Origin of the sequence: Bradyrhizobium sp. WSM3983 (genome assembly GCF_000473045.1) — a bacterium.
Taxonomy (GTDB): domain Bacteria; phylum Pseudomonadota; class Alphaproteobacteria; order Rhizobiales; family Xanthobacteraceae; genus Bradyrhizobium.
The window spans coordinates 93,191-119,853 of the sequence record NZ_KI421489.1; the positions used below are offsets into that span (position 1 = coordinate 93,191).

At 64.4% G+C, this 26,663-nt stretch carries 27 protein-coding genes and 1 tRNA gene; 10 read left to right on the top strand and 18 right to left on the bottom strand.

Going from position 1 to position 26,663, the window contains the following annotated elements; genetic code table 11:
• Nucleotides 1-152: 152 nt before the first annotated feature.
• Both YUA_RS0141195 and maiA read right to left on the bottom strand, forming a co-directional pair.
• On the bottom strand, nucleotides 153-665 hold the full coding sequence (locus YUA_RS0141195; RefSeq protein WP_027535851.1) for a MarR family winged helix-turn-helix transcriptional regulator: 513 nt from the start codon (nucleotides 663-665) through the stop codon (nucleotides 153-155).
• A complete protein-coding gene (gene maiA, locus YUA_RS0141200; RefSeq protein WP_027535852.1) occupies nucleotides 655-1,287 on the bottom strand; it encodes a maleylacetoacetate isomerase in 633 nt (210 codons plus the stop codon). The genes YUA_RS0141195 and maiA overlap by 11 nt, the downstream gene beginning before the upstream one ends.
• Nucleotides 1,288-1,397: 110 nt before the next feature.
• On the opposite strand from maiA, the gene gtdA reads away from it, so the two are divergent.
• A complete protein-coding gene (gene gtdA, locus YUA_RS0141205) occupies nucleotides 1,398-2,438 on the top strand; it encodes a gentisate 1,2-dioxygenase (RefSeq protein ID WP_027535853.1) in 1,041 nt (346 codons plus the stop codon).
• 173 nt (nucleotides 2,439-2,611) lie between these two features.
• Here gtdA and YUA_RS0141210 read toward each other — a convergent pair whose 3' ends face one another.
• The 4 genes from YUA_RS0141210 to YUA_RS0141225 form a co-directional block, all read right to left on the bottom strand.
• Nucleotides 2,612-3,433: an ABC transporter permease gene (locus YUA_RS0141210; protein WP_027535854.1), complete on the bottom strand. Its 822-nt coding sequence runs from the start codon at nucleotides 3,431-3,433 to the stop codon at nucleotides 2,612-2,614.
• Nucleotides 3,426-4,199, bottom strand: a complete 774-nt coding sequence (locus YUA_RS0141215) for an ABC transporter ATP-binding protein (RefSeq protein ID WP_027535855.1) — start codon at nucleotides 4,197-4,199, stop codon at nucleotides 3,426-3,428. Before YUA_RS0141215 ends, YUA_RS0141210 begins: the two co-directional genes overlap by 8 nt.
• A gap of 166 nt (nucleotides 4,200-4,365) precedes the next feature.
• Nucleotides 4,366-5,370 carry an ABC transporter substrate-binding protein gene (locus YUA_RS0141220; protein WP_027535856.1) on the bottom strand — a complete coding sequence of 335 codons (1,005 nt, stop codon included), beginning with the start codon at nucleotides 5,368-5,370 and terminating at the stop codon, nucleotides 4,366-4,368.
• A 33-nt stretch (nucleotides 5,371-5,403) separates the two neighbouring features.
• On the bottom strand, nucleotides 5,404-6,768 hold the full coding sequence (locus YUA_RS0141225) for an FAD-dependent oxidoreductase (RefSeq protein WP_027535857.1): 1,365 nt from the start codon (nucleotides 6,766-6,768) through the stop codon (nucleotides 5,404-5,406).
• 109 nt (nucleotides 6,769-6,877) lie between these two features.
• On the opposite strand from YUA_RS0141225, the gene YUA_RS0141230 reads away from it, so the two are divergent.
• The gene (locus YUA_RS0141230; RefSeq protein ID WP_027535858.1) at nucleotides 6,878-7,762 is read left to right on the top strand and encodes a LysR family transcriptional regulator; all 885 of its coding nucleotides are present in this window, start codon (nucleotides 6,878-6,880) and stop codon (nucleotides 7,760-7,762) included.
• A 29-nt stretch (nucleotides 7,763-7,791) separates the two neighbouring features.
• Here YUA_RS0141230 and YUA_RS0141235 read toward each other — a convergent pair whose 3' ends face one another.
• Entirely contained in the window at nucleotides 7,792-8,595 is an 804-nt protein-coding gene (locus tag YUA_RS0141235; RefSeq protein ID WP_027535859.1) for an enoyl-CoA hydratase-related protein, read from the bottom strand.
• A gap of 158 nt (nucleotides 8,596-8,753) precedes the next feature.
• Between YUA_RS0141235 and YUA_RS0141240 the strand changes: the two genes are divergently transcribed.
• Nucleotides 8,754-9,728, top strand: a complete 975-nt coding sequence (locus YUA_RS0141240) for a ketopantoate reductase family protein (protein WP_027535860.1) — start codon at nucleotides 8,754-8,756, stop codon at nucleotides 9,726-9,728.
• Nucleotides 9,729-9,731: 3 nt separating this feature from the next.
• On the opposite strand, the gene YUA_RS0141245 is transcribed toward YUA_RS0141240, so the two are convergent.
• Nucleotides 9,732-10,406 (bottom strand): alpha/beta family hydrolase, encoded by a 675-nt coding sequence (locus tag YUA_RS0141245; RefSeq protein WP_027535861.1) that lies wholly within the window; start codon nucleotides 10,404-10,406, stop codon nucleotides 9,732-9,734.
• A gap of 19 nt (nucleotides 10,407-10,425) precedes the next feature.
• Nucleotides 10,426-11,076 carry a TetR/AcrR family transcriptional regulator gene (locus tag YUA_RS0141250; RefSeq protein ID WP_027535862.1) on the bottom strand — a complete coding sequence of 217 codons (651 nt, stop codon included), beginning with the start codon at nucleotides 11,074-11,076 and terminating at the stop codon, nucleotides 10,426-10,428.
• 71 nt (nucleotides 11,077-11,147) lie between these two features.
• On the opposite strand from YUA_RS0141250, the gene YUA_RS0141255 reads away from it, so the two are divergent.
• Nucleotides 11,148-12,092, top strand: a complete 945-nt coding sequence (locus YUA_RS0141255; RefSeq protein ID WP_051383652.1) for an SDR family NAD(P)-dependent oxidoreductase — start codon at nucleotides 11,148-11,150, stop codon at nucleotides 12,090-12,092.
• Between the two features lie 140 nt (nucleotides 12,093-12,232).
• Nucleotides 12,233-13,378: an acyl-CoA dehydrogenase family protein gene (locus tag YUA_RS0141260; protein ID WP_027535864.1), complete on the top strand. Its 1,146-nt coding sequence runs from the start codon at nucleotides 12,233-12,235 to the stop codon at nucleotides 13,376-13,378.
• Nucleotides 13,379-13,385: 7 nt separating this feature from the next.
• On the opposite strand, the gene YUA_RS0141265 is transcribed toward YUA_RS0141260, so the two are convergent.
• Entirely contained in the window at nucleotides 13,386-14,366 is a 981-nt protein-coding gene (locus YUA_RS0141265) for a helix-turn-helix domain-containing protein (RefSeq protein WP_027535865.1), read from the bottom strand.
• 158 nt (nucleotides 14,367-14,524) lie between these two features.
• On the opposite strand from YUA_RS0141265, the gene YUA_RS0141270 reads away from it, so the two are divergent.
• Together YUA_RS0141270 and YUA_RS0141275 are read left to right on the top strand one after the other, a co-directional pair.
• Nucleotides 14,525-15,250, top strand: a complete 726-nt coding sequence (locus tag YUA_RS0141270; protein WP_027535866.1) for an alpha/beta fold hydrolase — start codon at nucleotides 14,525-14,527, stop codon at nucleotides 15,248-15,250.
• A 196-nt stretch (nucleotides 15,251-15,446) separates the two neighbouring features.
• Nucleotides 15,447-17,057 carry an ABC transporter substrate-binding protein gene (locus tag YUA_RS0141275; protein ID WP_027535867.1) on the top strand — a complete coding sequence of 537 codons (1,611 nt, stop codon included), beginning with the start codon at nucleotides 15,447-15,449 and terminating at the stop codon, nucleotides 17,055-17,057.
• A 72-nt stretch (nucleotides 17,058-17,129) separates the two neighbouring features.
• Here the strand turns inward: YUA_RS0141275 and YUA_RS0141280 are convergent, their stop codons facing one another.
• Both YUA_RS0141280 and YUA_RS0141285 read right to left on the bottom strand, forming a co-directional pair.
• The gene (locus YUA_RS0141280) at nucleotides 17,130-18,269 is read right to left on the bottom strand and encodes an amidohydrolase/deacetylase family metallohydrolase (protein WP_027535868.1); all 1,140 of its coding nucleotides are present in this window, start codon (nucleotides 18,267-18,269) and stop codon (nucleotides 17,130-17,132) included.
• 158 nt (nucleotides 18,270-18,427) lie between these two features.
• Complete coding sequence (locus YUA_RS0141285) at nucleotides 18,428-19,069, bottom strand: HD domain-containing protein (RefSeq protein WP_027535869.1); 642 nt, start codon at nucleotides 19,067-19,069, stop codon at nucleotides 18,428-18,430.
• A gap of 104 nt (nucleotides 19,070-19,173) precedes the next feature.
• Between YUA_RS0141285 and YUA_RS0141290 the strand changes: the two genes are divergently transcribed.
• The gene (locus YUA_RS0141290) at nucleotides 19,174-20,166 is read left to right on the top strand and encodes a GlxA family transcriptional regulator (RefSeq protein ID WP_035973121.1); all 993 of its coding nucleotides are present in this window, start codon (nucleotides 19,174-19,176) and stop codon (nucleotides 20,164-20,166) included.
• Between the two features lie 13 nt (nucleotides 20,167-20,179).
• Here YUA_RS0141290 and YUA_RS0141295 read toward each other — a convergent pair.
• From YUA_RS0141295 to YUA_RS0141310, 4 genes are all read right to left on the bottom strand, one after another.
• Nucleotides 20,180-20,256, bottom strand: a tRNA-Arg gene (locus YUA_RS0141295).
• A gap of 103 nt (nucleotides 20,257-20,359) precedes the next feature.
• On the bottom strand, nucleotides 20,360-20,998 hold the full coding sequence (locus tag YUA_RS0141300) for an RraA family protein (protein WP_027535871.1): 639 nt from the start codon (nucleotides 20,996-20,998) through the stop codon (nucleotides 20,360-20,362).
• Between the two features lie 23 nt (nucleotides 20,999-21,021).
• Nucleotides 21,022-22,539: an AMP-binding protein gene (locus YUA_RS0141305; protein WP_027535872.1), complete on the bottom strand. Its 1,518-nt coding sequence runs from the start codon at nucleotides 22,537-22,539 to the stop codon at nucleotides 21,022-21,024.
• A gap of 111 nt (nucleotides 22,540-22,650) precedes the next feature.
• On the bottom strand, nucleotides 22,651-23,679 hold the full coding sequence (locus tag YUA_RS0141310) for an alpha/beta hydrolase (protein ID WP_027535873.1): 1,029 nt from the start codon (nucleotides 23,677-23,679) through the stop codon (nucleotides 22,651-22,653).
• Between the two features lie 209 nt (nucleotides 23,680-23,888).
• Here YUA_RS0141310 and YUA_RS51435 point away from each other — a divergent pair, with 209 nt between their 5' ends.
• Nucleotides 23,889-24,503 (top strand): hypothetical protein, encoded by a 615-nt coding sequence (locus YUA_RS51435; RefSeq protein ID WP_027535874.1) that lies wholly within the window; start codon nucleotides 23,889-23,891, stop codon nucleotides 24,501-24,503.
• Nucleotides 24,504-24,694: 191 nt separating this feature from the next.
• Here YUA_RS51435 and YUA_RS0141320 read toward each other — a convergent pair whose 3' ends face one another.
• Both YUA_RS0141320 and YUA_RS0141325 read right to left on the bottom strand, forming a co-directional pair.
• A complete protein-coding gene (locus YUA_RS0141320; protein WP_027535875.1) occupies nucleotides 24,695-24,910 on the bottom strand; it encodes a hypothetical protein in 216 nt (71 codons plus the stop codon).
• 17 nt (nucleotides 24,911-24,927) lie between these two features.
• Nucleotides 24,928-25,935 carry a 2-dehydropantoate 2-reductase gene (locus tag YUA_RS0141325; RefSeq protein ID WP_027535876.1) on the bottom strand — a complete coding sequence of 336 codons (1,008 nt, stop codon included), beginning with the start codon at nucleotides 25,933-25,935 and terminating at the stop codon, nucleotides 24,928-24,930.
• Nucleotides 25,936-26,074: 139 nt separating this feature from the next.
• Here YUA_RS0141325 and YUA_RS0141330 point away from each other — a divergent pair, with 139 nt between their 5' ends.
• Nucleotides 26,075-26,650, top strand: a complete 576-nt coding sequence (locus tag YUA_RS0141330) for a YidB family protein (protein WP_027535877.1) — start codon at nucleotides 26,075-26,077, stop codon at nucleotides 26,648-26,650.
• Nucleotides 26,651-26,663 lie beyond the last annotated feature (13 nt).

Sequence of the window (26,663 nt, forward strand, 5' to 3'; positions counted from 1 at the left end):
GGGACCCAAACGCCGCAGCAGCAATTGTTGTGCGAGACGGTCATTGCCAGTCTTCGCCAAACTACTGCTGCGGTGTATGGGTCCCGGATCTGCGCTTCGCTTGTCCGGGATGACAGCGGAGATCGAGGCGACGGCGTCGCCTCAATCCCCCCTCACCCCGCCTTCCCCAAACGCTCCAGCGCATCCTCCGCCCGCAGCGGCACCCGCGACGCCTCGTTGTTGAGATCGACGAGCTGCGCCATAAGCCCCATCAGCGCCTTGCGCTCGGTGGGCTTGAGCGGCTCCAGCATGCGGGCCTGGGCGCGCTCGACCGCGGGGATGATCTCGCGCAGGATCGCTGCGCCTTGCTTGGTCAGGTACAGCAGCTTGATCCGCTTGTCCTCCGGTGCCGGCTTCCGCTCGACAAAATCCTTGGCCTGGAGCCGCTCGATCACGCTGCCGAGCGTGGAGCGGTCGAAGGCGATCACGGCCGACAGCCGCGTCGCGTCGATGCCGGGATGGGTGTGGATCGCGATCAGCGCCGCATATTGCACCGGGGTCAGATCGAACGCCTGGCACTCCTCCATGAAGATCGAGACCGCGATCTGCTGCATGCGCCGGAACAGATAGCCCGGTGCGGCATAGACCGCCTCCATCGTGATCGGAGGAAGAGGCTTACTCGGCATCGGGCTGCTTCTCCGGTGCGGCGTTGGCGAAAGCCGGGAGTGCCTTGGCGGCCGCTTCCGCCTTGAGCAGGTGCGGATACGCCGCGACATCGACGCCGAAGCGGCGCGCATTGGCAAGCTGCGGCACCAGGCAGAGATCGGCAAGCGTCGGCACATCGCCGAAGCAGAACGGTCCCGGCTCGTCCTTGATCAGCGTCTCGCAGGCTGACAGCCCCTCGCGGTTGACCCACGCCGCCCATTCCTGGACCTTCTCTTCGGCCAGACCAAGCTCGCGCAGCCGCGCCAGCACCTTCAGGTTCTGAACCGGATGGGTGTCGCAGGCGATCGCCAGCGCGAACGCCCGCACCTTGGCGCGCTGCAGCGCATCCTTTGGCAGCAGCGGCGGATTCGGGTGCGTTTCATCGAGCCACTCGATGATCGCGACCGATTGGGTCAGCACTGCGCCGGTATCGTTCTCCAGCGCCGGCACCAGGCCTTGCGGGTTGATGGCGAGATAGGCCGGCGCGCACTGCTCGCCCTTGCGAAGATGATGCGGCAGGTGCTCGGCTCCGAGGCCCTTCAGATTCAGCGCGATCCGCACGCGGTAGGCCGCGCTGGAGCGGAAATAGCCGTGCAGCTTCATCGGAACCCTCCCGTGAATTTTCTCGTTACTTAGCAAGAGTGGCCGCCATTGACGCTACAAAGATTGTCAGTATGCTGTCAATCTACAGAAAAACGACAAGGGGGCGCCCCGTGGAAGCCGTGACCAAGACGCCGGAACGCGAGGCGTTCTACAAGAAGATCGACGGCGAGAATCTCACCGCGCTGTGGACGGTGATGAGCGATTTGATCACGCCGGAGCCGAAGAGCGCCTGCCGTCCGCACCTTTGGAAGTTCGATGTCATCCGCGACTACATGACCGAGGCCGGCAAGCTGATCACCGCCAAGGAAGCCGAACGGCGGGTGCTGGTGCTGGAGAATCCGGGCCTGCGCGGACAATCCAAGATCACGACATCGCTCTATGCCGGCGTGCAGATGGTGGTGCCCGGCGACGTCGCGCCCGCGCACCGTCACAGCCAGTCGGCGCTGCGCTTCGTGCTCGAAGGCAAAGGCGCCCACACGGCTGTCGACGGCGAGCGCACGGCAATGGAGCCCGGCGATTTCATCATCACGCCGTCGATGACCTGGCACGATCATTCCAACGAAACTGATGAGCCGATGTTCTGGCTCGACGGTCTCGATATTCCGCTGGTGCAGTTTTTCGATTGCTCGTTTGCCGAAGGCTCCAAGGACGACCAGCAGAAGATCACAAAGCCCGCCGGCGACAGCTTTGCCCGCTACGGCCACAATCTGCTGCCGGTTGATGTGAAGCGGTCATCGAAGACCTCGCCGATTTTCAGCTATCCCTATGCCTACACCCGCGAAGCGCTTGAGAAGGCCAGGACGAGCCAGGAGTGGGACGCCTGCCACGGGCTAAAGCTCAAGTTCAGCAACCCCGAGACCGGCGACTTTGCGATGCCGACCATCGGCACGTTCATTCAGTTGCTGCCCAAGGGGTTCAAAACCGCACGCTACCGCGCGACCGATGCGACCGTGTTCTGTCCGATCGAAGGCCGAGGCCGCAGCCGCATCGGCGATACCATTTTCGAGTGGGGCCCGCGCGATCTGTTCGTGGTGCCCAGCTGGCAGTGGGTGACTCACGAGGCGGATGAGGATGCCGTGCTGTTCAGCTTCTCGGACCGGCCGGTGCAGCAGAAGCTCGATCTGTTTCGCGAGGATCGCGGGAACGCGTGAGGCGGAGTGCGCGCGCCTCACATTCAGTGTCGTCCCGGCGAAGGCCGGGACCCATAACCCCAGGCAGAAGTTTTGGCGAAGATTCGTAGTTAGGTCTTCGTCGGTACAGGGACTGCCCTTCCTCGATAGATCACGCGGTATGGGTCCCGGCCTTCGCCGGGACGACGGTTTGGCTACCGCCAGTGCAACAACCGCGTCTCCAGCAAATTAATCACCTTCCCCACCACAAGCCCGAACACCGACAGGATCACCACGCCCGCGAGCAGCTGATCCGTCTGCATGAGATTGCCGGCCTGGAGCACGAAGGCGCCGATGCCGTATTGCGCGCCAATCATCTCGGCGCTGACGACGAGCAGCAGCGCGACGGAGGCGGTGATGCGGAAGCCGGCGAGGATCGCGGGTAGTGCGCCGGGCCAGACCACCTTGCGCACGATGGTGGCGAAGGGAACGTTGAAGCTTTGCGCCATGCGGATCAGGTTGCGCGGCACGGCGTCGACGCCGCTATAGACCGAGATCGCGGTCGAGAAGAACACCCCGAGTGCAATCGTCGCGATCTTCGGCTCTTCGCCGATGCCGAGCCAGAGGATCAAGAGCGGCAATAGCGCGATCTTCGGGATCGGGAACAGCGCCGAGATGAAGGTGATGCCGACGCTGCGCGCAAGCCGCGACAAGCCGATGGCGAAGCCGACCGCAATGCCGGCCGCGGTGCCGAGCAGCCAGCCGACGCCGATGCGCAGCAGCGACGCCGAGAGGTGCTGCCAGAGCGCGCCCGACATTGCGAGCTGGTAGATCGCCCGCACGATGGCCGACGGCGCCGGCAGGAACAACGGATTGACGAGGCCGGTGCTGCCGGCTGCCTGCCAGATCGCAATGACGATCGCGAGCGCGATCCAGCCGCCGAAACGACTGCTCGCGGGCACGAAGCCCGCGCCGCGAAAGCGGACACGCCGCGTCGTGTCGTCCTTGGCTGATATATCCGTCGCGCGATCAAGCATGCTGGACCTCGCGCTCGGCATCGATCGCCTCGTTGCGGATCAGCGACCAGATCTGGTTCTGCAGCGCGAGCAGCTTTTCACGCGCCGCCCCTTCGCCGCGTTCGGCGCGCGTCATTGGCACGGTCACGACCTCGCGGATGCGGCCGGGCCGGCGCGACAGCACCACGATGCGGTCCGCCAACCGCGCGGCCTCTTCGAGATTGTGGGTGACATAGGCCGCCCCCATGCCGCCATCGGCAAGCAGCCGGACGAAATCTTCCATCAGCAGCTCGCGCGTCTGCGAATCCAATGCCGACAGCGGCTCGTCCATCAGCAGGATCGCAGGCTTGACCGAAAGCGCGCGCGAAATGCCGACGCGCTGGCGCATCCCGCCGGAGAGTTGTTTGGGATAGGTCTGGCGGAAATCGGTGAGGCCCGTGCGGCGCAAGGCATCCTCGACCAGGGCGCGACGCTGCGCGGCCGAGAGTCGCGCGTGCAGCAGCGGGAATTCGACGTTCTCTTCGACCGTCGCCCAGGGCAGCAGCGCAAAATCCTGGAACACGAAGGTCAGCGGATTGAGACTATCCGCCGGCGGCGCGCTCCGCAGCTCGGCCGCGCCCGAGGTCGGCTGCAGCAGCCCGCCGAGGATCGACAGCAGCGTGCTCTTGCCGCAGCCCGAGGGCCCCACGATCGCCACCACCTCGCCGGCCCCGACGGTGAACGAGATGTCGTCGAGCACGGCGAGATCGCCGAAATGGTGGGAGATGTGGTTGGCGATCAGGTCCATGCGTTGCCTTCCACTCTCGACCCGTCATCCTGAGGTGCTCGCGAAGCGAGCCTCGAAGGATGCATGGCCCGGATGCAGCGGGGCCGCTCATCCTTCGAGGCTCGCCTTGCGGAAGACCGCAAGTCGAGCACCTCAGGATGACGGGTCTGGAAAGGTGCGCGCAGCATCAATCCGCCTTCACAAAATCCTTGGCAATGATCGCACTCGCATCAAAGCCCTTGTCGGCAAAGCCCTGCTCCTGCAGCCATTTGATCTGGTTGTCGACGTTCTTCACGTCGAGCTTGCCGTCCGGATCGATATAGGCGCAGTTGCCGACCACCTGCTCGACCGGCAGGTTAGTGTATTTGGCGATGATCTCCAGCAGCGGCCTGGTCTTGTCGTTGATCGGCGCAACGCCGTCCTTCATCGAAGCGAGAATGACGTCGTGATATTCGCGATCGGCCTTGGCCAGCGCGCCGAGCAGTTTCGTCACCAGCACCTTGTTGGTCAGCGTCTTCGGCGAGGCGAACACCGCGCCCAATTGCCAGGGCGTCTCGTCGCCGACCCAGCCCAGGAATTTTGCGCCGCCTTCGTCCATCAGCTTCCGCGCGGTGGAGATGGGAAGCAGCGCCGCATCGACGGTCTCGCCCTTCAGCGCGGCGGCTGCGTTCGACAATGACTGCAGCGGCACGATCTTCACCTCAGCGAGCTTGAAGCCGTATTTGTCGGCGAGCAGGCCGAGCGAATAATGGAAGGATGATCCGACCTGGGTCATCGCGATGCGCTTGCCCGCGAGATCCTTCGGCGTCTTGAGCCCGGCGGCGTAGGCGTTGTTGCTGGCGAAATAGCCGATCAGGGGATAGCCGGCCTTCTCGCGGCTCATGCCGCCGATCACCTTCAGCACACCCTTGCCGGCGAGATTGTAGAGGCCTGCGGTGAAAGCCGTGACACCGAAATCGACATCACCCGAGGTGGTGGCGACCGCGATCGGCTGCGCCGCATCGAAGAATTTCAGCTCGACGTCGAGGCCGGCCTCGCGGAAATAGCCCTTGTCCTGCGCGATGAAGACCGGCGCGGAGGACGACAGGCGGAGCACGCCGATCTTGGCCTTCAGTGCGTCGTCGGCCCTGGCCGTGCCCATCGCCATCATCGCCAAAAGGCCAGCTGCCGCGAGCCGCGCAATCCCGATCATCCCGCTTCCTCCAATGGTTCTTCTTGCAGTCCGTTACAGGCCCTCGGGCACCGGCTGGTTCCGCCCGATGAAGGCGCCCTGTTGTTTCAACGTTTCCTGCAATTTTTCAATGGGTAAGTCACGCGGGATCCGGTTTCCGGACAGCGCCAGGGCGGCTGCGGAACCGGCCGCCTCCCCCATCACGAAACAGGCCCCGGAGACCCGCGCCGCCGACTGGCCCTCATGGGTCATCGAGGCACAGCGGCCGGCGACCAGGAGGTTATCGACGCCCTCTGGCACCAGCATCCGGTACGGCAGCTCGTTATAGCCGCGCGATTCCGGGATCGGCGGGAAGGTGAAGACGACATCGCCTGGAACGTGGGCCTCGATCGGCCAGCCATTGACGCCGATGGAATCCTCGAACGAGGCGCAGCCGAGCACGTCCTCGCCGCTGAGTTGGTAGCCGCCCCTGATGCGGCGGGTCTCGCGGATGCCGAGTTGCGGCGGCAGATCGACGATATAGGACTTTTCAAAACCGGGGACGGTGCGCAGGAATTCAAAGGCGGCGAGCGCCTGCTTGCGGCCCTCGATCTCGCCGCGGGTGAGATCGTCGGGCTCGACGCCGTTGATGGCGTGGCCGTCCTCGCGCGCCACTTGCGTAAAATTCACCCGCCATTCGATGCCGGATTTTTGCGGCCGCACGATCGCGCTCTTGCGCGGAAATTCGTGGGTGCCGGCAGCGAGCGCCTGCTCCATCAATTGCGGGATGGTCCGCCAGGCATCGCCCGCCCTTGCGGGATCGATGCCGTTGAGGCGGAGCATCATCGACGGGTACATCGGATGACCGTGCTCATCGCCAATGTCGAACGGCGCACCGGCCCAGACGGCGAGATCGCCATCGCCGGAGCAGTCGATGAAGATCTCTGAGCGCACCGCCTGCCGACCGGCCTTGGTCTCCACCATCAGCGCATCGATGCGGCGGTTACCGCCCATCACCACGCCGGCACCAAGCGCGTGGAAGAGAATGTGCACCTTGTGGCTGGCCAGCAATTCGTCGGCCGCGATCTTGTAGGCCGCGGTGTCATAGGCCTGGGCAAAGACCTTGCCGAGGATCAGATGCGGCGCGTTGAGGCCGTTGAGATGATCGATCCGCGCCAGCAGATCGGACGCCATGCCCTGCACCAGCCGATGGGCCTGGCCATAGACATTGCCATGCAGGCCACAAAAATTGGTGACGCCGGCCGCCGTACCCATGCCGCCGAGAAAACCGTAACGCTCGACCAGCAGCGTCTTGCGGCCAGCGCGCGCGGCCGAGGCCGCAGCGACGATGCCGGCCGGGCCGCCGCCGAGCACGACAACTTCATATTCGCCGTAAAGCGGCACCTGGCGCGCCGGTTCTTCGATCGTCGTGGCCCGCATGGCGCGTCCTTCCCAAATCTCTTGCTTGAGGCCGACTATGAATTAACGCAGCTCACGCTACAATCCACCAAAATATGCGATCAGCTTTCTCGAATCGCGAAAGGTCGAGATGGACATTCTGGTGAACTTGCAGGCTTTTCTCGCCACCGCGGACGCAGCCGGCTTCTCCGCCGCCGCGCGAAAACTCGGTGTCTCGACCTCGGTGGTGGCAAAACGCGTCACCCAGCTGGAGGCGCGGATCGGCACGCCGCTGTTTCACCGCTCGACCCGGCAATTGCGGCTGACCGACGCTGGTCAACGCTATGTGCATCGCGCGCGCAGTGTGGTCACCGACGCCACCGATTTGCTCTCGCGCATGGGCGAGAAAGGCCACGATCTCGTCGACCACCTCCGCATCAAGGCGCCGACCTCGCTGACGGTGGCGCGACTTGCGGACGCGTTCAGCGCGTTTCAGACCCAGAATCCACGGCTGAAGCTCGAGATCGTGCTGATCGATCGTCCGGTCGATCCGGTGACCGAGGGATTCGACATTGCCATCGGCGCCTTCCCGCATTCTTTCGGCGGTGTGGTCGACGAACCGCTGTGCGCGCTGAAGCGGCTGCTCTGCGCTTCGCCAGCCTATTTGAAAAAGCACGGCACGCCAAAACATCCGCGCGATCTCGTCGAGCATCGCTGCCTCAGCTTCCTGCCGACCGGCCCGGAATGGATCTTTGACGGACCGCGCGGCCGCATCAGCATTCAGGTCAGCCCGCTACTCTCGTCCAACGAGGGACATGTGCTGGCGCGCAGCGCCATCGCCGGCAACGGCATCGCGCTGATGTCACATTATCTGGTCGCCGACGCCTTGCGTGACGGCACACTGAAGCCGGTGCTGCTCGACTTTCCGATTCCGGAATTGTGGGTGAAGGCCGCCATCCCCGAGCGTCGGCGCAACGCCGCCGCGGTGCAGGCGCTGCTGACTTTGCTGAAAACGTCACTCGCACCTTCGCTGTAAGCCTTGTCAAATATGCAGCAGCCGTAGCCTCAGCCTTTCCCGCCGCCCCAATTCGCCGCCCGCTTCTCGGCAAACGACGCCAGGCCCTCCGCCGCCTCCGCGCTCTGGCGCTTGAGCGAATGCAGTTGGACGAGCCGCGCGTACGCCGCATCGTCCACCGCCATTCCGCCGAATGAGCTCTCCAGCGCGAGCCGCTTGGTCTCCGCCATCGCCTCCGGGCCGTTGGCGAGCAGCTGTTCGACCACCTTGGCGCCGGCGGCTTCGAGATCGGCGAGCGGCACGACGTCGTGGACAAGGCCGACGCGGCGGGCGTCCTCGGCGCCAAAACGTTCGCCGGTCAGCGCGTAACGGCGGACTTGCCGTACACTCATGGCGTCGCAGAGCTGGGGGATGATGATGGCGGCGGTCAGGCCCCAGCGCACCTCGGTGATCGAGAACAAGGCGTTGTCGGCGGCGATCACGACATCGCAGGCTGCAATCACGCCAGTTCCGCCGCCGAAACAGCCGCCTTGCACCAGCGCCACGGTCGGGATCGGCAATGTGTTGAGCCGCTGCACCACCTCGAACGTCGCCCGCGACGCCGCCTCGTTGGCCTCAGGCGATTGCGGCCGCACGCCGTTGATCCATTTGAGGTCGGCGCCGGCCTGGAAGTGCTTGCCATTGCCCCTGAGCACGACAACACGAAGGTTGGGCTTCTTGCCGAGTTCGTCCATGGCCGCGAGGACGCCGGCGATCAGGGCGCCGTCATAGGCGTTGTTGACCTCCGGGCGGTTGAGCTTGACGGTCGCAACCCCACGCTCGTCGAGGGTCCACAGGACAGGGCTGGCAGTCATCGGCGATCCTCCGATCAACTTGATTGCCGCGCACTATGGACGAGGCAACGCATCCGGATCCATATCTTTCCAGCGTGGGGCAGCCGCGCCCATCGCATGGCGGGTTGTGTCATGCTGCCGCCGGGCGACGACCAAGAGATTAGGGACGGGACATATTTATGCGCATCTGCATTTTCGGCTCGGGCGCCGTCGGAAGCCATCTCGCGGTCAGGCTTGCGCGCGCCGGCCACGAGGTCTCATGCGTGATGCGCGGCGCGCATCTAGAGGCGGTGCGGGCCAACGGCCTCAAGCTGCGCGTCGGCGATTCCGAGGTCTCGGCCAAGGTGAGCGCCTCCGGCGACCCGGCCCAGCTCGGCCCGCAGGACGTGGTGATCTCGACGCTGAAGGCCACGGCACTCACCGGACTGGTCTCCAGCATCAAACCGCTGCTCCAGGACGATACCGCGATCGTGTTCGCCCAGAACGGCATTCCCTGGTGGTACGGTATCGGCCTGCCGCCGCGACACCCGACGCCGCCGGACATTTCCTTCCTCGATCCTGGCGGACGCCTGCGCGCCTGCATCCCGAAGGAGCGGATCATCGGTGGGGTGATCTTCTCCTCCAACGAGGTGACCGCGCCCGGCGTAGTGCAGAACCTGACGCCGGACCGCAATCGCCTCTTGATTGGCGAATGCGACGACCGCAATTGCGAGCGCATCACCAAACTCCGCAGCGTGTTCAACGACGCGCGGCTGGAATCGCCGTCAGTGGCCGAGATCCGCGAGGCGATCTGGTCAAAGCTGCTGACCAACATGTCGCTGTCGGTGCTGTGCCTGCTCACCGGACAGACCGCGCGCGGCGTGCGCGACGATCCCGCCTTCGCCGAGCTCATTCCGCGCATGCTGAACGAGGCCAACGACATCGCCCACCATTTCATCCCCGAGGTCAAGCGCGTGACGCGCAGCGGTCCCGCCCCAAACCACAAGCCGTCGCTGCTGCAGGATTACGAGCTCGGGCGCGCCATGGAGATCGACGTGCTGGTGAAGGCGCCCGCCGCCTTCGCGCGCACCGCCGGCCTATCGACACCGACGCTTGATCTCATTGCAGCGCTCGCGATCCAGAAGGCGCGCGACAAGGGGCTTTATTCGGCCTGAGCTTCAAGCGAGTTTATCGATCCAGGCCGCGAGCGCGTCGAGCACCTCTGTCAGCGCTTCCTCGTTGGTGCGGCCGGACTTCTTCAGCACCGCGAAGGAATGATCGGCGCCTTCGATCTCATGCAGCGTCGCCTTCGCCCCGAGCGCCACGACGACGGGCCTGAGAAGGCCGAGATCGGCGAGCCCATCTCGCGTGCCCTGAAGAAACAGCATGGGAATGGCGACGCCACCAAGATGCTCGGCGCGCTCGGTCGATGGCTTCTTGTCGGCATGCAGGGGGAAGCCGAGGAAGGCGAGCCCCTTTACGCCCGGCAGCGGAGTCTTCGATTGCGCCTGCGAGGTCATGCGTCCGCCGAAGGATTTTCCGCCGGCGACGAGCTTCAATCCGGGGCAGAGCCGCGCCGCCTCCTCGACCGCCGCGCGGACGGCGGCTTGCGCGACGGCTGGCTGGTCGGGACGGCCCTGCTTGTTTTCCATGTAGGGAAAATTGAAGCGGAATGTCGCGATGCCGCGCTCGGCGAGCCCCTGCGCAATTTTGTCCATCGACGCATGCCGCATCCCCGCGCCCGCGCCGTGCGCCAGAACGTAGCAGGCGCGCGCATTGCCCGGCTGCATCAGAATCGCGGAGACCGCGCCGATGCGATCGATGTCAAGCTTGAGCTCTGTTGTGTTCGTCATGGCGCCTTGCAGCCTCGACCTATGCGCCGCTCGCGGGCCAAAGATAGTTCAAGATCCGATCGAGCGTGATCGTGATCTCGCGACGTCCGGCCTCGTTCGACACAGAGCCGAATTTCTCTTCGAGCGCAAGCTTGGCAAACCCGTGAACGGTGGACCACGCCGCCGCAGCCGCCGTCTTCGCCTGCTTTGGCGTCCCGCCGACCAGTTCAGCAACGACCATTTCGAATTCGGCGCCAGCGGCTCTGCTCGCCTGCCGGAGACGTGCATCGTCGGCAAGAAGGCGCTTGTTCGCAAACATCATCTGGAAACGGCCGGGATGCCTGAGCGCAAACCCGACATAGGCCATACCTTGTGCATGAAGCTTTTCGCGCGCGCTCCGCTTGTCGGATACCGCCTTCCTCAGGGCGTCCGCAAGCGCATCGTAACCGCGGATGGCCACTTCGGTCAAAAGGCCCTGCGCATTGCCGAAATGGTGCGACGGAGCAGCCGGCGAGACGCCGGCGCGGCGCGCAGCTTCGCGCAACGTAAAGCCTTCAGCACCCTGCTCTGCCAGAATGGCTTCGCTAGCGGCGATCAGCGCCTCCTGCAACTCTCCGTGATGATAACCGGGCTCCGGCCTTGGCCGCGTGACCCCGGCGCTGCGCTTTGCGGAAGGGATAGGCTTCTTCATGTAACTTGACACTGTTCAGATTGCGACATATCTATCTTAACAGTGTTTAGATAGATCGGACGGAGTTCGAAATGACCGAAATCCAGGATATCACCACGACGCCTCCCGTAAAGCGTCGTCATCTGGTCGGAGGCGCAGCCCTCGGCATGCTCGCAGGCGCCCTGGGCGGCCTCGCAGGCGGCGTGGCGCTCGGCCAGGGCGCGACGCTGCCCCAGCAGAAGGCCAGCGGCAAGCGCCGGTTTGCCGACAGGGTCGTCATCGTCACCGGCGGCACCTCCGGCATCGGCCGTGCCGCGACGCTTATGTTTGCTGCCGAGGGCGGCCGGGTCGCCTTCTGCGGGCGCAACACCGATCGTGGCAAACAGGTGGAGGACGAGGTTCGCGAGGCCGGCGGCGAGGCAGCCTTCATTCGCGCCGACGTGCGCAACGAGATCGAGGTGAAGGCCCTGGTCGAGAAGACCATCGATCGCTACGGCCATCTCGACGTCGCCTTCAACAACGCCGGTATTTCCATCGAGAAGCCCCTGCATCAGCTGAGCGCCGCGGAATTTGACGACGTGATCGGCACCGACCTGCGCGGCGTATTCCTGTCGATGAAGTACCAGATCCCCCACATGTTGCAGAAGGGTGGATCGATCGTCGTTACCTCTTCATCCAACGCCATCGCCACCACGGCCAACCGTTCCTCCTATTCGGCAGCCAAGCGCGGGCTCGTCGGCTTGGTCCAGGCTGCAGCGCTGGAATATGCCCAGCACGGCATCCGCATAAACACGCTGATCCCCGGCACGACGGACACGCCGTTCATCCGCCGCCTGGCCGGCATGGAGAATCTCCCCGATGCCGCCTGGCATGTCGCCATTGCGCAATGGGCCAAGTCACATGTTCCAGGTCTGCAACGCGTTGCAACGCCGGAGGAGATCGCGGCCTTCGCCCTGGTGCTGGCCTCGGACGATCATCCCTACACCACCGGGGGCCAATTCGTCATCGACGGCGGCAAGACCGCGCAGGCCGGATAACGGCAGCGCCAGCAGCCTGAAAACACAATTATCGGCACCAGGGGTTGGCGTACCACGGCGGGCGGGCTTGCGCCCGCCTTGGCCGTTGTGGCACGCGTGATCTGCACGCGCCGTTGACGAGAAGATCAACCGAGGTGACCATGTCCTACCGCTCCTCCTGGATGACCGAAGAGCTCGACGTCTTCCGCGACCAGTTCCGCAAATATCTCGCCAAGGATCTGGCGCCGCATGCCGAGAAATGGCGCGAGCAGAAGATGGTCGATCGCTTCGCCTGGCGCGGCCTCGGCGAGATGGGTGCGCTGCTGGCGAGCGTGCCGGAGGCATATGGCGGGCTGGGCGCGACCTTCGCCTACGACGCAGCGGTGCTGGACGACCTCGAAAGCACGGTGCCGGAGCTGACGACCGGCGTCTCCGTGCACAGCGCCATCGTCGCGCACTACATTCTCAACTACGGCTCGGAGGAGCAGAAGAAGCGCTGGCTGCCGAAGATGGCCTCGGGCGAGATGGTCGGCGCTGTCGCCATGACCGAGCCCGGCACTGGCTCAGACCTGCAAGCCGTGAAGACGACAGCGAAGAAGCAGGGCAATTCCTACGTCATCAACGGGCAGAAGACGTTCATCACCAACGGACAGGCCGCCGATCTCGTCATCGTGGTCGCGCGCACCGGCGACGTCGGCGCCAAAGGCATTTCTCTGATCGTGGTCGAGACCGCAGGCGCGGACGGTTACAAGCGCGGGCGCAACCTCGACAAGATCGGCCTGCACGCCTCCGACACGTCAGAGCTGTTCTTCGACAATGTTCAGGTCGCCCCGGAAAACCTGCTCGGCAAGGAAGAGGGCCAGGGCTTTGCCCAGCTGATGCAGCAGCTGCCGCAGGAGCGCCTCGCGCTCGCGGTCGGCGCCGTGGCCTCGATGGAGCGCGCCGTCAAGCTCACCACCGAGTACACCAAGGAGCGGAAAGCGTTCGGCAAGCCGCTGATGGACTTCCAGAACACCGCCTTCACGCTCGCCGAGCGCAAGACGGAGGCGATGATCGCGCGCGTCTTCGTCGACTGGTGCATCGAGCGCCTGGTCGCCGGGGATCTCGACACCGTCACGGCGTCGATGGCGAAATACTGGTGCTCGGACAAGCAGGTCCAGACCGCCGACGAATGCCTCCAGCTGTTCGGCGGTTACGGCTACATGCAGGAATATCCGATCTCGCGCATCTTCATCGATTCCCGCATCCAGAAGATCTATGGCGGCACCAACGAGATTATGAAACTGCTGATCGCCAGGTCGTTGTAGGACGGCGCTAACGCGCTCTCCAATCACGCGGGCGGCAGCCAAAGCGCTGCTTGAAGCGCCGCGTGAAATGGGAGAGGTCCGAAAAGCCCCAGTCGAACGCAATGGCGCCGATCGCGCGGTCCGCCATCGCGGGATCCACGAGGTCCCTAGCGATGCCATCGAGACGACGGTCGATCACATAATTAGTGAAGCCGGAGCCCGACCGCGCCAGAAGCTTGTGCACATAGCGCTCGCTGATCCCCACCGCCTCGGCGATATCGGCAACCGCAAGGCCGGGCTCGCGCAGCCGCCGGTGAATGGCCCGCTTCAGCGCCAGCATGGTCGCATGAGTCAGGCTCTCGGCCTCTGCGGTGCGCGCGCGGGCCCGCCGTGACAGGCTCATCGCGACCAGCTCAATCAACGCCCGGAACAGACGTACGCCCTCATCTTCGGTCATGCGCAGCGCACCGTCGCTGAGCGTGCGCGCCGTCTCGGCGATGAGGTGACCAATAAATGGATCGTCGGAGACGCGGGCCGCCGTGACGTCGAACGAGGCCGGCAACCGCTCGCGCAAGGCCTCCGCCGGCACCCAGAACGAGGCGACCTGTAATTGCGGACCACGATCATGCAGGAGCGCAAACTGCCGATCGCTATCGAAGATGCCGACCTGTCCGGGCGACAGGCTGATCTCGCGGTCGTTCTGCCGGATGCGGCAGCGGCCGGCCAGTTTGAGGTTGAGATAGAAGCAGCTGCGGTCTGACGCCGCTATGTCGGCCGCAGAGCGGCGCACCACATGCGCGGGAAAGCTGACCCGGTTGATCGCGGCATCGCCGAGACGGATGCTTTGAACACTGGCCGCGAAGCCGGCTTCTGCCATCGGCTCCGGCGTTAGCTTCATGAAAGCCTGGCAGATCGCCTCACGATAATAGGCGAATTGCTCATTCGGACGCACGCCTGCGGTGTTCCAGGCGGATTGGCGTGACGGAGCGGCGCGCTCGATCTGCTGCATCGGTTCACTCCGAGACCAATCCGGTTCACTCCCAGCCAAGCGAACAATGGCCAGTTGGTTCACACTTCGCACAACAAGAGTTGTCCACGGCGCCTCGCCAGCGCCGCAAAGGACCCAGTTCATGCCGATCTAACCACATCCTGAGGAGGAGCCACAACATGTCGACCTACGTTCTCGTCCATGGCGCCTGGCACACCGGTGCCGAATTCGAGCCTGTGGCGGCCCCGATCCGCGCGGCCGGTCATCAGGTCTACCTCCCGACGATCAAAGGCAACCGCCCGGGCGATGCCAAGACGACAGGGCTGAAGGAAGCGATCCAGTCGATCGCCGACTACCTCGCAGAGAACAATCTCAAGGACGTCATTCTGGTCGGCCATTCCTATGGCGGCATGATCATCACCGGCGTCGCCGACCTCGCGCCCGAGCGCATCCGCCGCCTGGTCTATTGGAACGCCTTCGTGCCCAACAACGGCGAATGCCTCAACGACATGGTGCCGCCGCACTATATCGGGCTGTTCGACGCCATCGCGGCCGAGCGCGGCGACGGCTCGGTGGTGTTGCCATTCCCGGTCTGGCGCGAAGCCTTCATCAACGATGCGGATCTCGCCACGGCTCAGCGCGCCTATGATGTGCTCAATCCGCATCCGCTGGCGACCTTCACCGACAAGATCGCGCTCAGGGCCAACCCGGCGGAGATGCAACTGGCCAAATCGTATATCAACTGTACTGAGGACACCGCGATGCCGCACAGCTATGGCTGGCATCCGCGGCTGTCAGAGAAGCTCGGCCTGTTCCGCCTGGTGCAGGTGCCGGGCAGCCACGAATTGTGCTTCTCCGATCCGGCACGCCTCGCCAAAGCGATCATCGAGGCGGGACGCGACTAGCGCGCGTCCGTCAAAAGCGAGACGACTTTCGGCATTGCTGCGGCGCCCGCTTGGGCGGTACAGCCTTTGCCTGGTCACCAATGAGTTCAGATCGGTCGAAGCAACCCCGCTTGTCAGGTGTGGCTCCCCGCCATACGCTCCCTGTCGTCGGCAGCCGCCGTCTGGTCTCGTTTGCCTCAAGTCGGGAGAATTGCGAATGATTCACGTCTCGCGACGGAAACTGCTTCAGCTTGCGGCTGTTGCACCATCGGTCCTTCCTGCGGCCTGGACATCGGTTGCGTCTGCCGCGGGCGGAAAGAAGATCCTGATTGCGGTGATGCAATCGGATCTTCGCGTTACCGATCCCGGCTTCACGACGGCCATCATCACTCGGGACCATGGCTACATGGTCTACGATACGCTGCTCGGCATCGATTCCAGCTTCAAGGTGCGGCCGCAAATGGCCGACTGGACGGTATCCGCAGACAAGCTGACCTATACCTTCACCCTGCGCGACGGCCTGAAATGGCATGATGGCGCTCCGGTGACGGCGGAGGATTGCGTCACCTCGCTGAAGCGCTGGGGCACGAGCGTCGACGGCATGGCGCGCAAGCTGATGGACTTCACGGCAGGCATTGAAGCCGCAGACGCCAAAACAATCGTCCTCAAGCTGAAGGAGCCCTATGGCCTTGTGCTGGAGACGATCGCCAAGCCATCGTCGATCTGCGCCTTCATGATGCCCAAGCGGCTCGCGGAGACGCCGATCAGCAAACAGATTCCGGAGCAGATCGGCTCCGGCCCGTTCAAGTTCGTGGCTGCCGAATTCCAGCCTGGCGTGAAAGCCGTTTACGAGAAGAACATCGACTATTTGCCGCGCAAGGAGCCGGCCGAATGGACATCGGGCGGCAAGGTGGTCAAGGTCGACCGTGTCGAGTGGCTGACGATGCCGGACGCGCAAACCGCGCTCAACGCGCTGCAATCCGGTGATGTTGATTTCGTCGAGACGCCGCCGTTCGACCTGCTGCCCACGCTCGAGTCCAATCCGGACATCAACGTGGCAATCCTGAACAAGTTCGGCTTCCAGTCGTTCGGCCGGATGAACTTCCTGCATCCGCCGTTCGATAATGTGAAGGTCCGTCGCGCCGCGTTGCTCGCGATCAACCAGAAGGACGTGCTCGACGCGCAGATCGGCAATCCCAAATATTACAAGTTCTGCGGCGCATTCTTCATCTGCGACACGCCGCTGGCCAGCGACGCCGGCGGCGAGACCCTGATCAAGGGCAACGGCATGGCGGACGCGAAGAAGGCGCTGGTCGAGTCCGGCTATGACGGCACGCCCGTGGTGATCCTGGCGCCGACCGATCAGATCCTGCTGAAAGCGCAGCCGGTCGTGGTCGCGCAGCTTTTGCGCGAGGCCGGCTTCAAAGTCGACCTTCAGGCGATGGACTGGCAGACCGTGGTCACCCGCCGCGCCAACCAGAAGCCCCCGAAGGAAGGCGGCTGGAGCATGTTCTTCACCTACCAGGGCGCCGCCGACTCGATGAACCCGCTCGTCAATGGCGCGATGGTCGGCAAGGGCAAGGAGGGCGGCTGGTTCGGCTGGTCCGACGACCCCAAGCTCGAGCAGCTGCGCGACGCCTTTGCCCGCGCCACCTCACCGGAAGAGCAGAAGAAGATCGCCCTCGACGTGCAGAAGGAAGCGTACGATCAGGTAATCTACGTCCCGCTCGGCCAATTCCAGGCGCCGAGCGCATGGCGCAAATCGCTCACCGGCGTGATCGACGGTCCGGCGACGCCGATGTTCTGGAACGTGGACAAGAACGAGTGAGCTGCGGTTCAAGCGCAGCAAACCGCCGCGTGGAAGGCGCCTCTCTCCGCTGTTGCGGAGAAAGGCGAAACCCTAGTTCGGGTGCCACCAGCGGCCGCCGATGACGACACCCTCCGACACGATCTTGCGATCACCTATGAGGTGCTCGCCGACGACGTCCTCATAGTCGAACTGGCCTTGCTTCACCGAGATCAGCGTGGCGTCGCCGACGCTGCCCGGCTTGAGGCTGCCGAGCTCGGGCCGCCGCAGCGCCATCGCGGCATTCTCCGTCGACGCCGCGATCACGTCCGACAGCTCCATGCCCATGCACAAAAACTTCGACATGGTCGTCACCTGGTCGAACGCCGGGCCGTCGATGCAGAGCTGATGGATATCGGACGAAATGGTGTCCGGATAGAAGGCGTTGGCGAGCATGGCGCGCGCCGTCCTGAACGCAAACGAGCCCTTGCCGTGGCCGATATCGAACAGAACGCCGCGCTCGCGCGCGTCCAGCACCGCCTTCTTCACCGTACCCTGCGCGGTCGCCGGCGTGTTCGGGAACGGGCGGAACGCGTGGGTCAGCACGTCGCCGGGGCGCAGGCGGGCCAGCACCTCCTCGTAGCTCGGCGGCGGATGATCGATATGCGCCATCAGGGGCATGCCAACCTCGTTCGCGACCTCGAGCGCGATGTCGAGCGGCACGGCTCCCGACGTACCCGAGGAATGCAGCCCGACGCGCACCTTGATGCCGACGATGAGGTCACGGTTGGCATCGGCGACCTTGGCCGCGTCGACCGGATTCATCAGCCGCAATTCTTCGCTCTCGCCGACCATGATCCGGTGCGAGAAGCCGAAAATGCCGGCGTGGGAGACGTGGAGATAAGCGAGGATGCGGACCTGGCTCGGCTCGATCACATGCTTGCGGAATCCGGCGAAATTGCCGGGGCCGGCGCTGCCGGTGTCGACCGAGGTGGTGACGCCGGAGGCGCGGCAGAACTCCTCGGCATCGATACCGAGCGAGGTGCCGCCCCAATAGACGTGGGTATGGAGATCGATCAGCCCCGGCGTGACGATGAGCTGCGAAACGTCGCGGACCTCGGTGCCGGGATCCGCCTTGAGCCCGCTGCCGACGGCGGCTATTTTGCCGCCGGCAAAGGCGACATCGGTCACGGCATCGAGCTTCTGGGACGGGTCGATCACCCGCCCGCCGCGCAGAATCAAGTCGAAAGGCATTCTGGTCTCCGGATGTCGCACTGAAGCGGCTGGCCGCCAGTCAGCCAAAGGGAAGGAAGCCTCCCACTCTAGCAACTTTTGCGCCGGAGAGCTTGGCAAACGGAGACGATGACCCATGACAAACTATCAATCCCAGGAAGACCCAGGCGAGAGACCCCTCAGCCGTGCCAATGCGAACCGCGGATGACGCTGCAGAAATTGCCGCGATGGAAATGCGGCTCCTTGTCGGCGATGACGTCGGCCTTGACGTTGCCGAACGTGGTATCCGGCCTGTGCTTGATGCCATCGTAGAAGGCCTGGATGATGTCCTCCTTGAAGTGCGGCGTTCGCGGAAACGCCTTCACGACGGCCTCGCGTTCCGCGTCGGAATAGTCCTTGTAGGTCAGTCCGAGGACGTCCATCTCGACACCCGCAGTCACCAGAGCGACGACCGGATGCATATGCTGCGGCACGCCCGGCGTGGTGTGCAGCGCGATCGCGGTCCAGACCGTGTAGGCATCCTGCTCCGAGATGCCGTGGCTGCGCAGGAAATCGCGCGCGGCATGCGCGCCGTCGACTTCGAACCGTTCGTGCTTGCTGCCATAGCCAGGCATCAGGCCGAGGTCGTGAAACATGGCGCCGGCATAGAGCAGTTCGCGATCGAATTTGAGCCCGCGGCGAATGCCGGCCAGCGCGCCGAAATGATAGACGCGACTGGAATGGTTGAAGAGCAAATCCGTCTCGGTATCGCGGATGTAGTCGGTAATCGCGCGCGCCAGTCTGCTGTCGGGAATCGCGGCGGCTTCGGTAATCTCTTGCATGACGTCCTCCTGAAATCTCCGGTGGCCGCCAAGCTAGGTCCAGGCTAACTTGTCCTCAATTGATGTAATACGTCTAAAACGGACAAATGCGGACCGAGGCGGACATGGGCACGAGGCCGAAACCGAGGACGATCGTGATCCTTGCGCTGGCAGGGGCGCAGCTTCTCGACGTTGCCGGACCTCTCGACGTGTTTGCCGAGGCGAACGTGCAGGCCGGCCACGAGGCCTATGCGCTGCTGGTGGCGGCGGCGGAGGCGGGTCCGATCCGCAGTTCCTCAGGCGTGCGGCTGATGCCCGACCGCGTCATCGATCGCGGCTTCCAGGACAACATCGACACCTTGTTGATCGCTGGATGCCCGAACGCCGCAGACGTGCCGGCAGACAGCGTGGTGATCGATTGGCTCCGCCGACGTGCCTCCAGGACCCGACGCTTCGGATCGGTGTGCTCAGGCGCCTTCTTCCTTGCAGCGGCGGGGCTCCTCGACGGCAGACGGGTCACGACGCATTGGGCGGTCGCCGACCGGCTCGCCGAAAAATTCCCGTCGGTCAGCGTCGACAAGGACGCAATCTACGTCACCGACGGCAAGCTGCGCACGGCCGCCGGCGTGACCGCGGGGCTCGATCTCGCGCTCGCGCTCGTCGAGGAAGATCTCGGACGCGAGACGGCGATGAAGGTTGCGAGCCAGCTCGTGATGTTCTTCAAGCGCCCGGGCGGACAAATGCAGTTCACCCGCAAGGGCGAGACCGTCCCCACCGGCCGCGCCGCGCTGCAGGAGCTGCAGCGCTGGGTCGCCGCCAATCCGGGATTCGACCACAGCGTCGCGAGCCTTGCAGCGCGCATGGACATCAGCCCGCGTCACTTTGCGCGGCTGTTTCGCGCCGAAGTCGGAATTACGCCTGCGACCTGGGTCGAAGAAGCCCGCGTGAATGCTGCCCGGCGCCTGCTGGAGCTCGGAAACGAAGCTCCCAAGCAAGTAGCCATCCATTGCGGCTTTGCCGACGCGGATACGTTGCGCCGAGCTTTCGCCCGCCATGTCGGCGTGACACCTGCCGAATATCGCAAGCGCTTTGCGCGAATCTCAGCGACAGCGATCTGAAAGAATACGAGAATGGCGATCCCGGCATGACTCGAACATGCGACCTACGGTTTAGGAAACCGCCGCTCTATCCGGCTGAGCTACGGGACCGCGGAACCCGCAGGTAGGGCGGGTTGCCTGGAGGTGTACATATCAAAGCGAGGGCGGAATCGGAAGCCCTCTGCCTCACCAAATGAGGAGGCCAGCTACCCGATCAGGATTTGCCGTAGGCGCCCTGATAGCGGCCCTCGCGGATCGCCTTCAGCGTCTCATCCTCGCGCCTGATCTGGACACGGACTGCCTCCAGCAGCGCCGCGGCACCCGCGGCGGGAAACGACACGACGCCGTCCTCGTCACCGACCACGATGTCGCCAGGCGAGACCACGCTGCCGCCGATCGTCACAGGCACGTTGATCTCACCGGGACCGTTCTTGTAAGGGCCGCGATGAATCACTGCGCGGGCGAAGCAGGGGAAGTCGTCGGCGGCGAAGGCCGCGACATCGCGGATGGCGCCGTCGATCACGTAACCTTCCGCCTTGCGCCACTGCGCGATGTTTTTCATGATTTCGCCGACCAGCGCCCGGGTTTCGTCGCCGCCGCCATCGACCACGATGACATCGCCGGGACCGACCAGCTCGAGCGCACGGTGGATGGCGAGATTGTCGCCGGGCCGGGTACGCACCGTGAAGGCCGTACCGATCAGCCTGCCGCTGCGGTGATAGGGCTTGAGCCCGACCGCTCCCGGCAGCCGGCTGAGATTGTCCGATATGATCGAGGTCGGTGCATTCCTGAAGCCCTCGATGATATCGGCGGGCGGTTTCGGCACGCTGTTCGCTGCAATGGTGATGGTCATGGAATTCAGTCCCTCTCTATGTCTTATTCGGCGTGCGCCCGCGCCTTCGCAGGCGTGATGCGAAACGCGCGTCCTTCTTTCATCCACGCCGCACGCTCGTCGCGCAGCAACGTCCGGCGAACCTTTCCGGAATCATCGCGCGGCGGCGTGCTGACGATCTCGAAACTCTCGGGATGCTTGTAGCGGCTGAGTCTGTCTTTCAAGAAGTCCGCCATGCCATCTGCGATCGCCTGGCCCTCCGCATTCACCTCTGGTTCGATGATGGCGTGCACACGCTGGCCCAGTTCCGGATCTGGCAAGCCCACCACCACGCAGGACCGCACCCCGGGGCACTCGGAGACGGCGGCTTCGACCTCGGCCGGATAGATGTTGGCGCCGCCGCGCAGCACCATGTCGGCGAGGCGGTCGCCGAGATAGAGATAGCCTTCGGCATCCAGCCTGCCGATATCGCCGAGCGATTCCCAGCCGTCGGCGCAACGCTTCGGCTCGGCGCCGAGATAGTGATAGGTGGCGTCCTTGCCGTCATTGTTGAGGAAGTAGATTTCGCCGGTCTCGCCCGGCGCGACGTCGTTGCCGTCCTCCCCGATGATGCGGAGCTTCGCCGTCTCGCCGATCTTGCCGACCGAGCCCTTGTGCGCCAGCCACTCCGTGCCGGAGATGATGCAGGCGCCCTGCCGCTCGGTGCCGCCATAGAGCTCCCAGACCCGCTCCGGCCCGAGCCAGGCGATCCAGTTCTCCTTGAGCCATGGCGGCATCGGAGCGGCCATGTGGAAGACGGTCTGCAGGCTCGACACATCGTAAGCATTGCGCACGTTCTCCGGCAGCGCCCAGATCCGATGCATCATGGTCGGCACGAAATTGACCCATTGCACGCGCTCGCGCTCGATCTGCCGCAGCGTCTCTTCGGCGTCGAACTTGACGAGGCCGGTGAGCTTGCCGCCGCCGAACAGCGCATAGTGCGACACGATGAACGGCGCATTGTGATAGAGCGGTCCCGGATTCAGCAGCGAGGCGCCAAAGGGCATGTTGAGCGGCGGTGGCGTGACGGTGTCGACGACTGCGGGATTGTGATCGAGGATCACCTTTGGACGGCCGGTCGAGCCGCCGCTGGTCATGGCCTTCCAGTAGCGCGCCACCGGCGGATGGATCTGCTCGTCGGAAAACCCTTCCGGCACGAAATCCGCCGGCAGCCGGTTCGGCGCATTCCAGTCGGCCTCGCCGCCGACCACCAGCGCCGGCTTGAGAATCTCGAGCACGGCTGCGGCTTCACCGCGCGGCAGCCGCCATGACAGCGAGGTCGGCGTCGCGCCGCATTTCCACACCGCAAACGTGGTCTCGAAGAACGCATTGCCGTTGGGCAATCCGATCGCGACGAAATCGCCGGGCCTGACGCCCTTCGCCGCAAACGCCCGTGCGCGCCGATTGGCGCCGCGCTCGAGCTGGTCCCAGGTCAGTCTATCCTGCCCATGCTGGACGGCGATGGTGCCTTCGGGTTTGCGTTGAGCGTACCAGCGCGGCACATCGGACAGGGGCAGTAGCATCAGGTGTTTCCACTTCGTCTTCTTGGCGTCGCCTCAGGATAAGGCGCCCGCGGGACGAAGTGTAACAGCCGGAGCTGGACCTTCAAGGCGCAAGCCTTGAAAGCGCTGGCATCAGCGCTCCCCGCCGCAGCCCGGGCTATCGAACAGCGCTGCTAGGCCGCATTTCGAAGTCAGCATCTTGTCGCCGTCATGGCCGACGCCGGCGACGTCCCACACCCGGTGATTGGGCGTACCACGATTGCGCTTCGCCATCGCGTCCGCATAGGCGTGGCCGCGCGCGTAGCGATAGGGGCCTTGCGCCTTCGCCATGCAGCTCTTGTCGAGCGCAGGATGCTCTGGATTGGTGTCGAGCGTGCCGAGCAAATAGATCACCTCGCGTTCGACATAGCGCTGCTCGAGCGCGGCCGGCGTTGCGTCCGCAAGATAAGGCGGCCGCTTGTCCATGCCATATTTCCAATTGTTGTAGCCCGGGCAGGACGCCGCAATCGCCGACACTGGACGCTCATTGCTGAAATATGCATAGGACGAGGGATTGGCGACGACATAGCGAATTTCGATGTGCTGGCGCGACAGCATCGCCTCGCCCTTGCCCGCGATGGCGTAGCGCTGCGCGACCTGGCCGCCGCCGGAATGACCGGCGACCACGACTTGCTTCAGGTTCGGGAAGACGCGGCGATCGGAGAGTTTTGCGAGGATCGCATCGAGCGCCTCGAAGGAGGAGACGGGGTTCGGCGCAAGCGCGGCCTCGCCGCCCTCCCATCCTTCCAACGACCAGCGCAGCGTGTCCGCGGGCAGCTTGTGTGCTTCCACGTCGACCTCTGCCAGGAACTGCGGCACGATCATGAGCGCGCCCTTGCCGTCGTCGCCGGCTGCGACCTGCGCGGTGTGGGCTGAAATGTAATATTCGTCGGCATTGCGCAGGCGTCCGTGCAGCACGATGATGGCGCGCGAGATCGCCGGCAGCGGCATCGACCAGTCGCTTGAGAGATAGAGCGGCAATAGTCCGTGGCTGCTGACCGACAGCCGCGCATCAGCCACGATCTTCACCGGCTTGTTGTTGGGGGCATCGTCCTCTGCGGCGAGCGCGCGGCCGCAAACCAGCGCCAACGCGATTGCGGCGAAACACCTCAGCGCTCTCATGATGAATATTCCCCCTCACATTCGAACCGATAAAACTCTAAACGCATCATGTGGCGCGCGGCTGTGACTCCCGCGCCACGTCAAGCAAAAAATGTCAGCACACCAGCCATGAAATTCCCGGGTTCCACGGGTGACAAGTTGGCCATAATGGAGCAAAAATCAGGCCCGACTCAGTTCGAGTTGAGTTTTGCAGGGAATGCTCTCGTAGAATGTCGACCGTGTTTGCATCGCGTCGTGCGGCGCCGCTTCTCATTGCCGCAGCAGGAGTTTTTCTGCTGACGTTGTCGCATGCCCACGCGCAATGGTGGAAGCGCGCGCCGGTCGATTTCGAGGAATGCGCTGACGCTGCCGAAAAATCCTCGAACAAGGCTGAAAAGACCGCAGCGCTAGCGGACTGCAACGCCAAATTCGCCGGCCGGCGCAAGGCGGGCGGCGGCTACACCTATTACGACTTCCTGCAGGATCGCACCTTCGACATCGCCGGGCCGAACCCGACGCCGGAAGAGCAGAGGAAAATCGACGAATCCTACACCGCCTATCTCGCCAATCAGCGCCGCAGCAATGAAGCGGCCCAGGCCGCCGCGCGGCAGCAGCGCGAGCAGCAGGAAGCGCAGCAACTTCAGCAGGTCGCGATGCGAACCGACGTCGAGCGTGTGCCCGTGCCGGTGGAACGGCCGAAGGTGCAGCAGGCCGCGGGCCAGCGGAAGGGCGCGCCCTGCACCAAGGGCTCATTCTCTTGCGAATGGCCGCGGCTGTCGGAGAGCCTGAGCGATCTGAAGAGGCTGTTCAGCCCGACGCCGAGCAAGCCTGCGAAGAAGGGGTGAGCTGCGACCGCAAACTCCGCTGTCGTCCCGGACAAGCATAGCGAAGCGGAGCGCTGATCCGGGACCCATAACCCCAGGGAGTGGTTATGGTGCGAGCTGCCAACTACGATTCTTCGCCAAACTTCTCCCTGTGGCTATGGGTCCCGGATCTGCGCTTACGCTTGTCCGGGACGACAGCGGAGGGCGTGGCATCAGTTCGGATGCTTCTTCTTGCTGTGCTTGGGTCCCGGTACTGTCGGATTCACGGGCGCCGCTGGCGTCGGCGAGTTGCCCAACGCCTTGCGGCTCTCCTGCAATCGCGCGTCATAGCCGGGAGAGTTCATGACGGTCGGGGGCCTGGCATAGGCGAGCGTCGAACCGCCGCAGAGAGCGGCGAGCGCGAGCCCGATCATTAGACAACGCCTCATCGGCTCCTCCATCGAGCTCAAGCCACGCCACGAATTTGCTGTGGCAAAAGCCCCGGCGGGCCCTTGCCGGCCGCCTCGGCCTGCTTGATCAGCGCAACAATGCGGCGCATCAGCGGCACATCGACATTGTTCTGCTCGGCGAGCGCAATGACCGCGCCCTGGAGATAGTCGATCTCGGTCTTGCGGCCCTGCTTCAGATCCTGCCACATCGAGGAGCGCGCCTCGGGATCGATCTTCATCGTCCGCCCCAGGATTGCGTTGAAGATCATGTCGGGCAATCTCAGCAGGGTCGGCGTCCAGTTCGGCGGGATCGGCGTTGCCGAGGCTGGCGTGATGCCGGCGGCCTTCAGCGCGGCCAGACCCTCCGCCATCTGGTCGGCGAATAGTCTTCGCCAGTTGCGGTTCGCCAATTGGGCGGCGAGCGGCATGTCGGACAATGCGCTGAGTGCGTTGTTCAGGTTGATGATCAGCTTGCCCCATTGCACGCCGGCGATGTCGCGACTGGCGCGCAGGTAAAGTCCCGGCACCGAGAGCGCCGCCGCCGTGTTGTCAGCGTCTTCGCCGACATGGATGTCGCCGGAGGTCGAACGGTGGAAGCGCCCCTCGCCCATTGCGACCACATTGAACGGCACCATACCGGCGAGCACGCGTCGGCTGCCGAGCCGCTCTTGCAGCACGGCGACATTGCCGACACCGTTCTGCAACGACACGATGACGGCATCCTGCGGCGCGTGCTGCGCGATCTGGTCCGCGACATCTGCCGTGTCGGCACTCTTGACCGTGACCAGCACGATTCCAGCGCTGTGGAAGATTGCGGGATCTTCCGACAGCGCGAGCCGGCCCGCATCCAGCTTCTTCTCAGCGCCGTCGAAATCCGTGAGCCGCAGGCCGAACCGCTCGATCTCGGTCTTCACCCGCGGCCGCACCAGCAGTGCGACACGCCGGTCGGCGGCCGCCAGCTGGCCTCCGATAAAACAGCCGATGGCGCCCGCACCGGCCACCACGATCGATCGATCCGTCGCCAACTGACTTGCTCCCTGAACAACCGCCTCGATAGCAGAACCGAAGCTGGCTGCCCATCGCGGTTGCGGCGCAATCGCCTTGTAACCGTCATGAGAGCCTCATATGTTTTGAGACGGGGCTTTTTACCGGCAGGAGAGCGCCATGGGTCTACTCGACGTCCTCAACGGCATGCAGAACGGCCCGCGCGGCCCGAGCACGCCGAGCTCACAATCCTCCTCCAGCGGCGGCATGTCGCCCATGACCATGGCGATCCTGGGCTTGCTCGCCTGGAAGACATTCAAGCATTTGACGGCAGGCCAACCCGGCGCGGCGCCGCAGCCGTCCCCGACACCGACGCACCTGCCCCCGCCGGTGAATGCGGGCGCCGGCGGCGGCCTCGGTGACCTGCTGAAGGGCGGCCTCGGCGGCCTGCTCGCGGGCGGCGCGGCCGGCAGCGTGCTGAGCGGCGGGCTCGGCGATCTCCTCAACCAGCTCCAGCAGGGCGGCCACGGCGACACCGCGAGCACCTGGGTCGGCAAGGGCGAGAACAAGGCGATCGCGCCCGGCGATCTCGCCAACGCGCTCGGCGCCGACCAGATCCAGAGCCTGTCCGCCCAGAGCGGGCTGTCGCGCGATGAGCTGCTCTCCGGCCTCAGCCAGTATCTGCCGCAGGTGATCGACCATCTGACGCCGGATGGACGGTTGCCGACCGAGAACGAGATCTCGGGCAGGATCTGATTTTAGTCAAAAC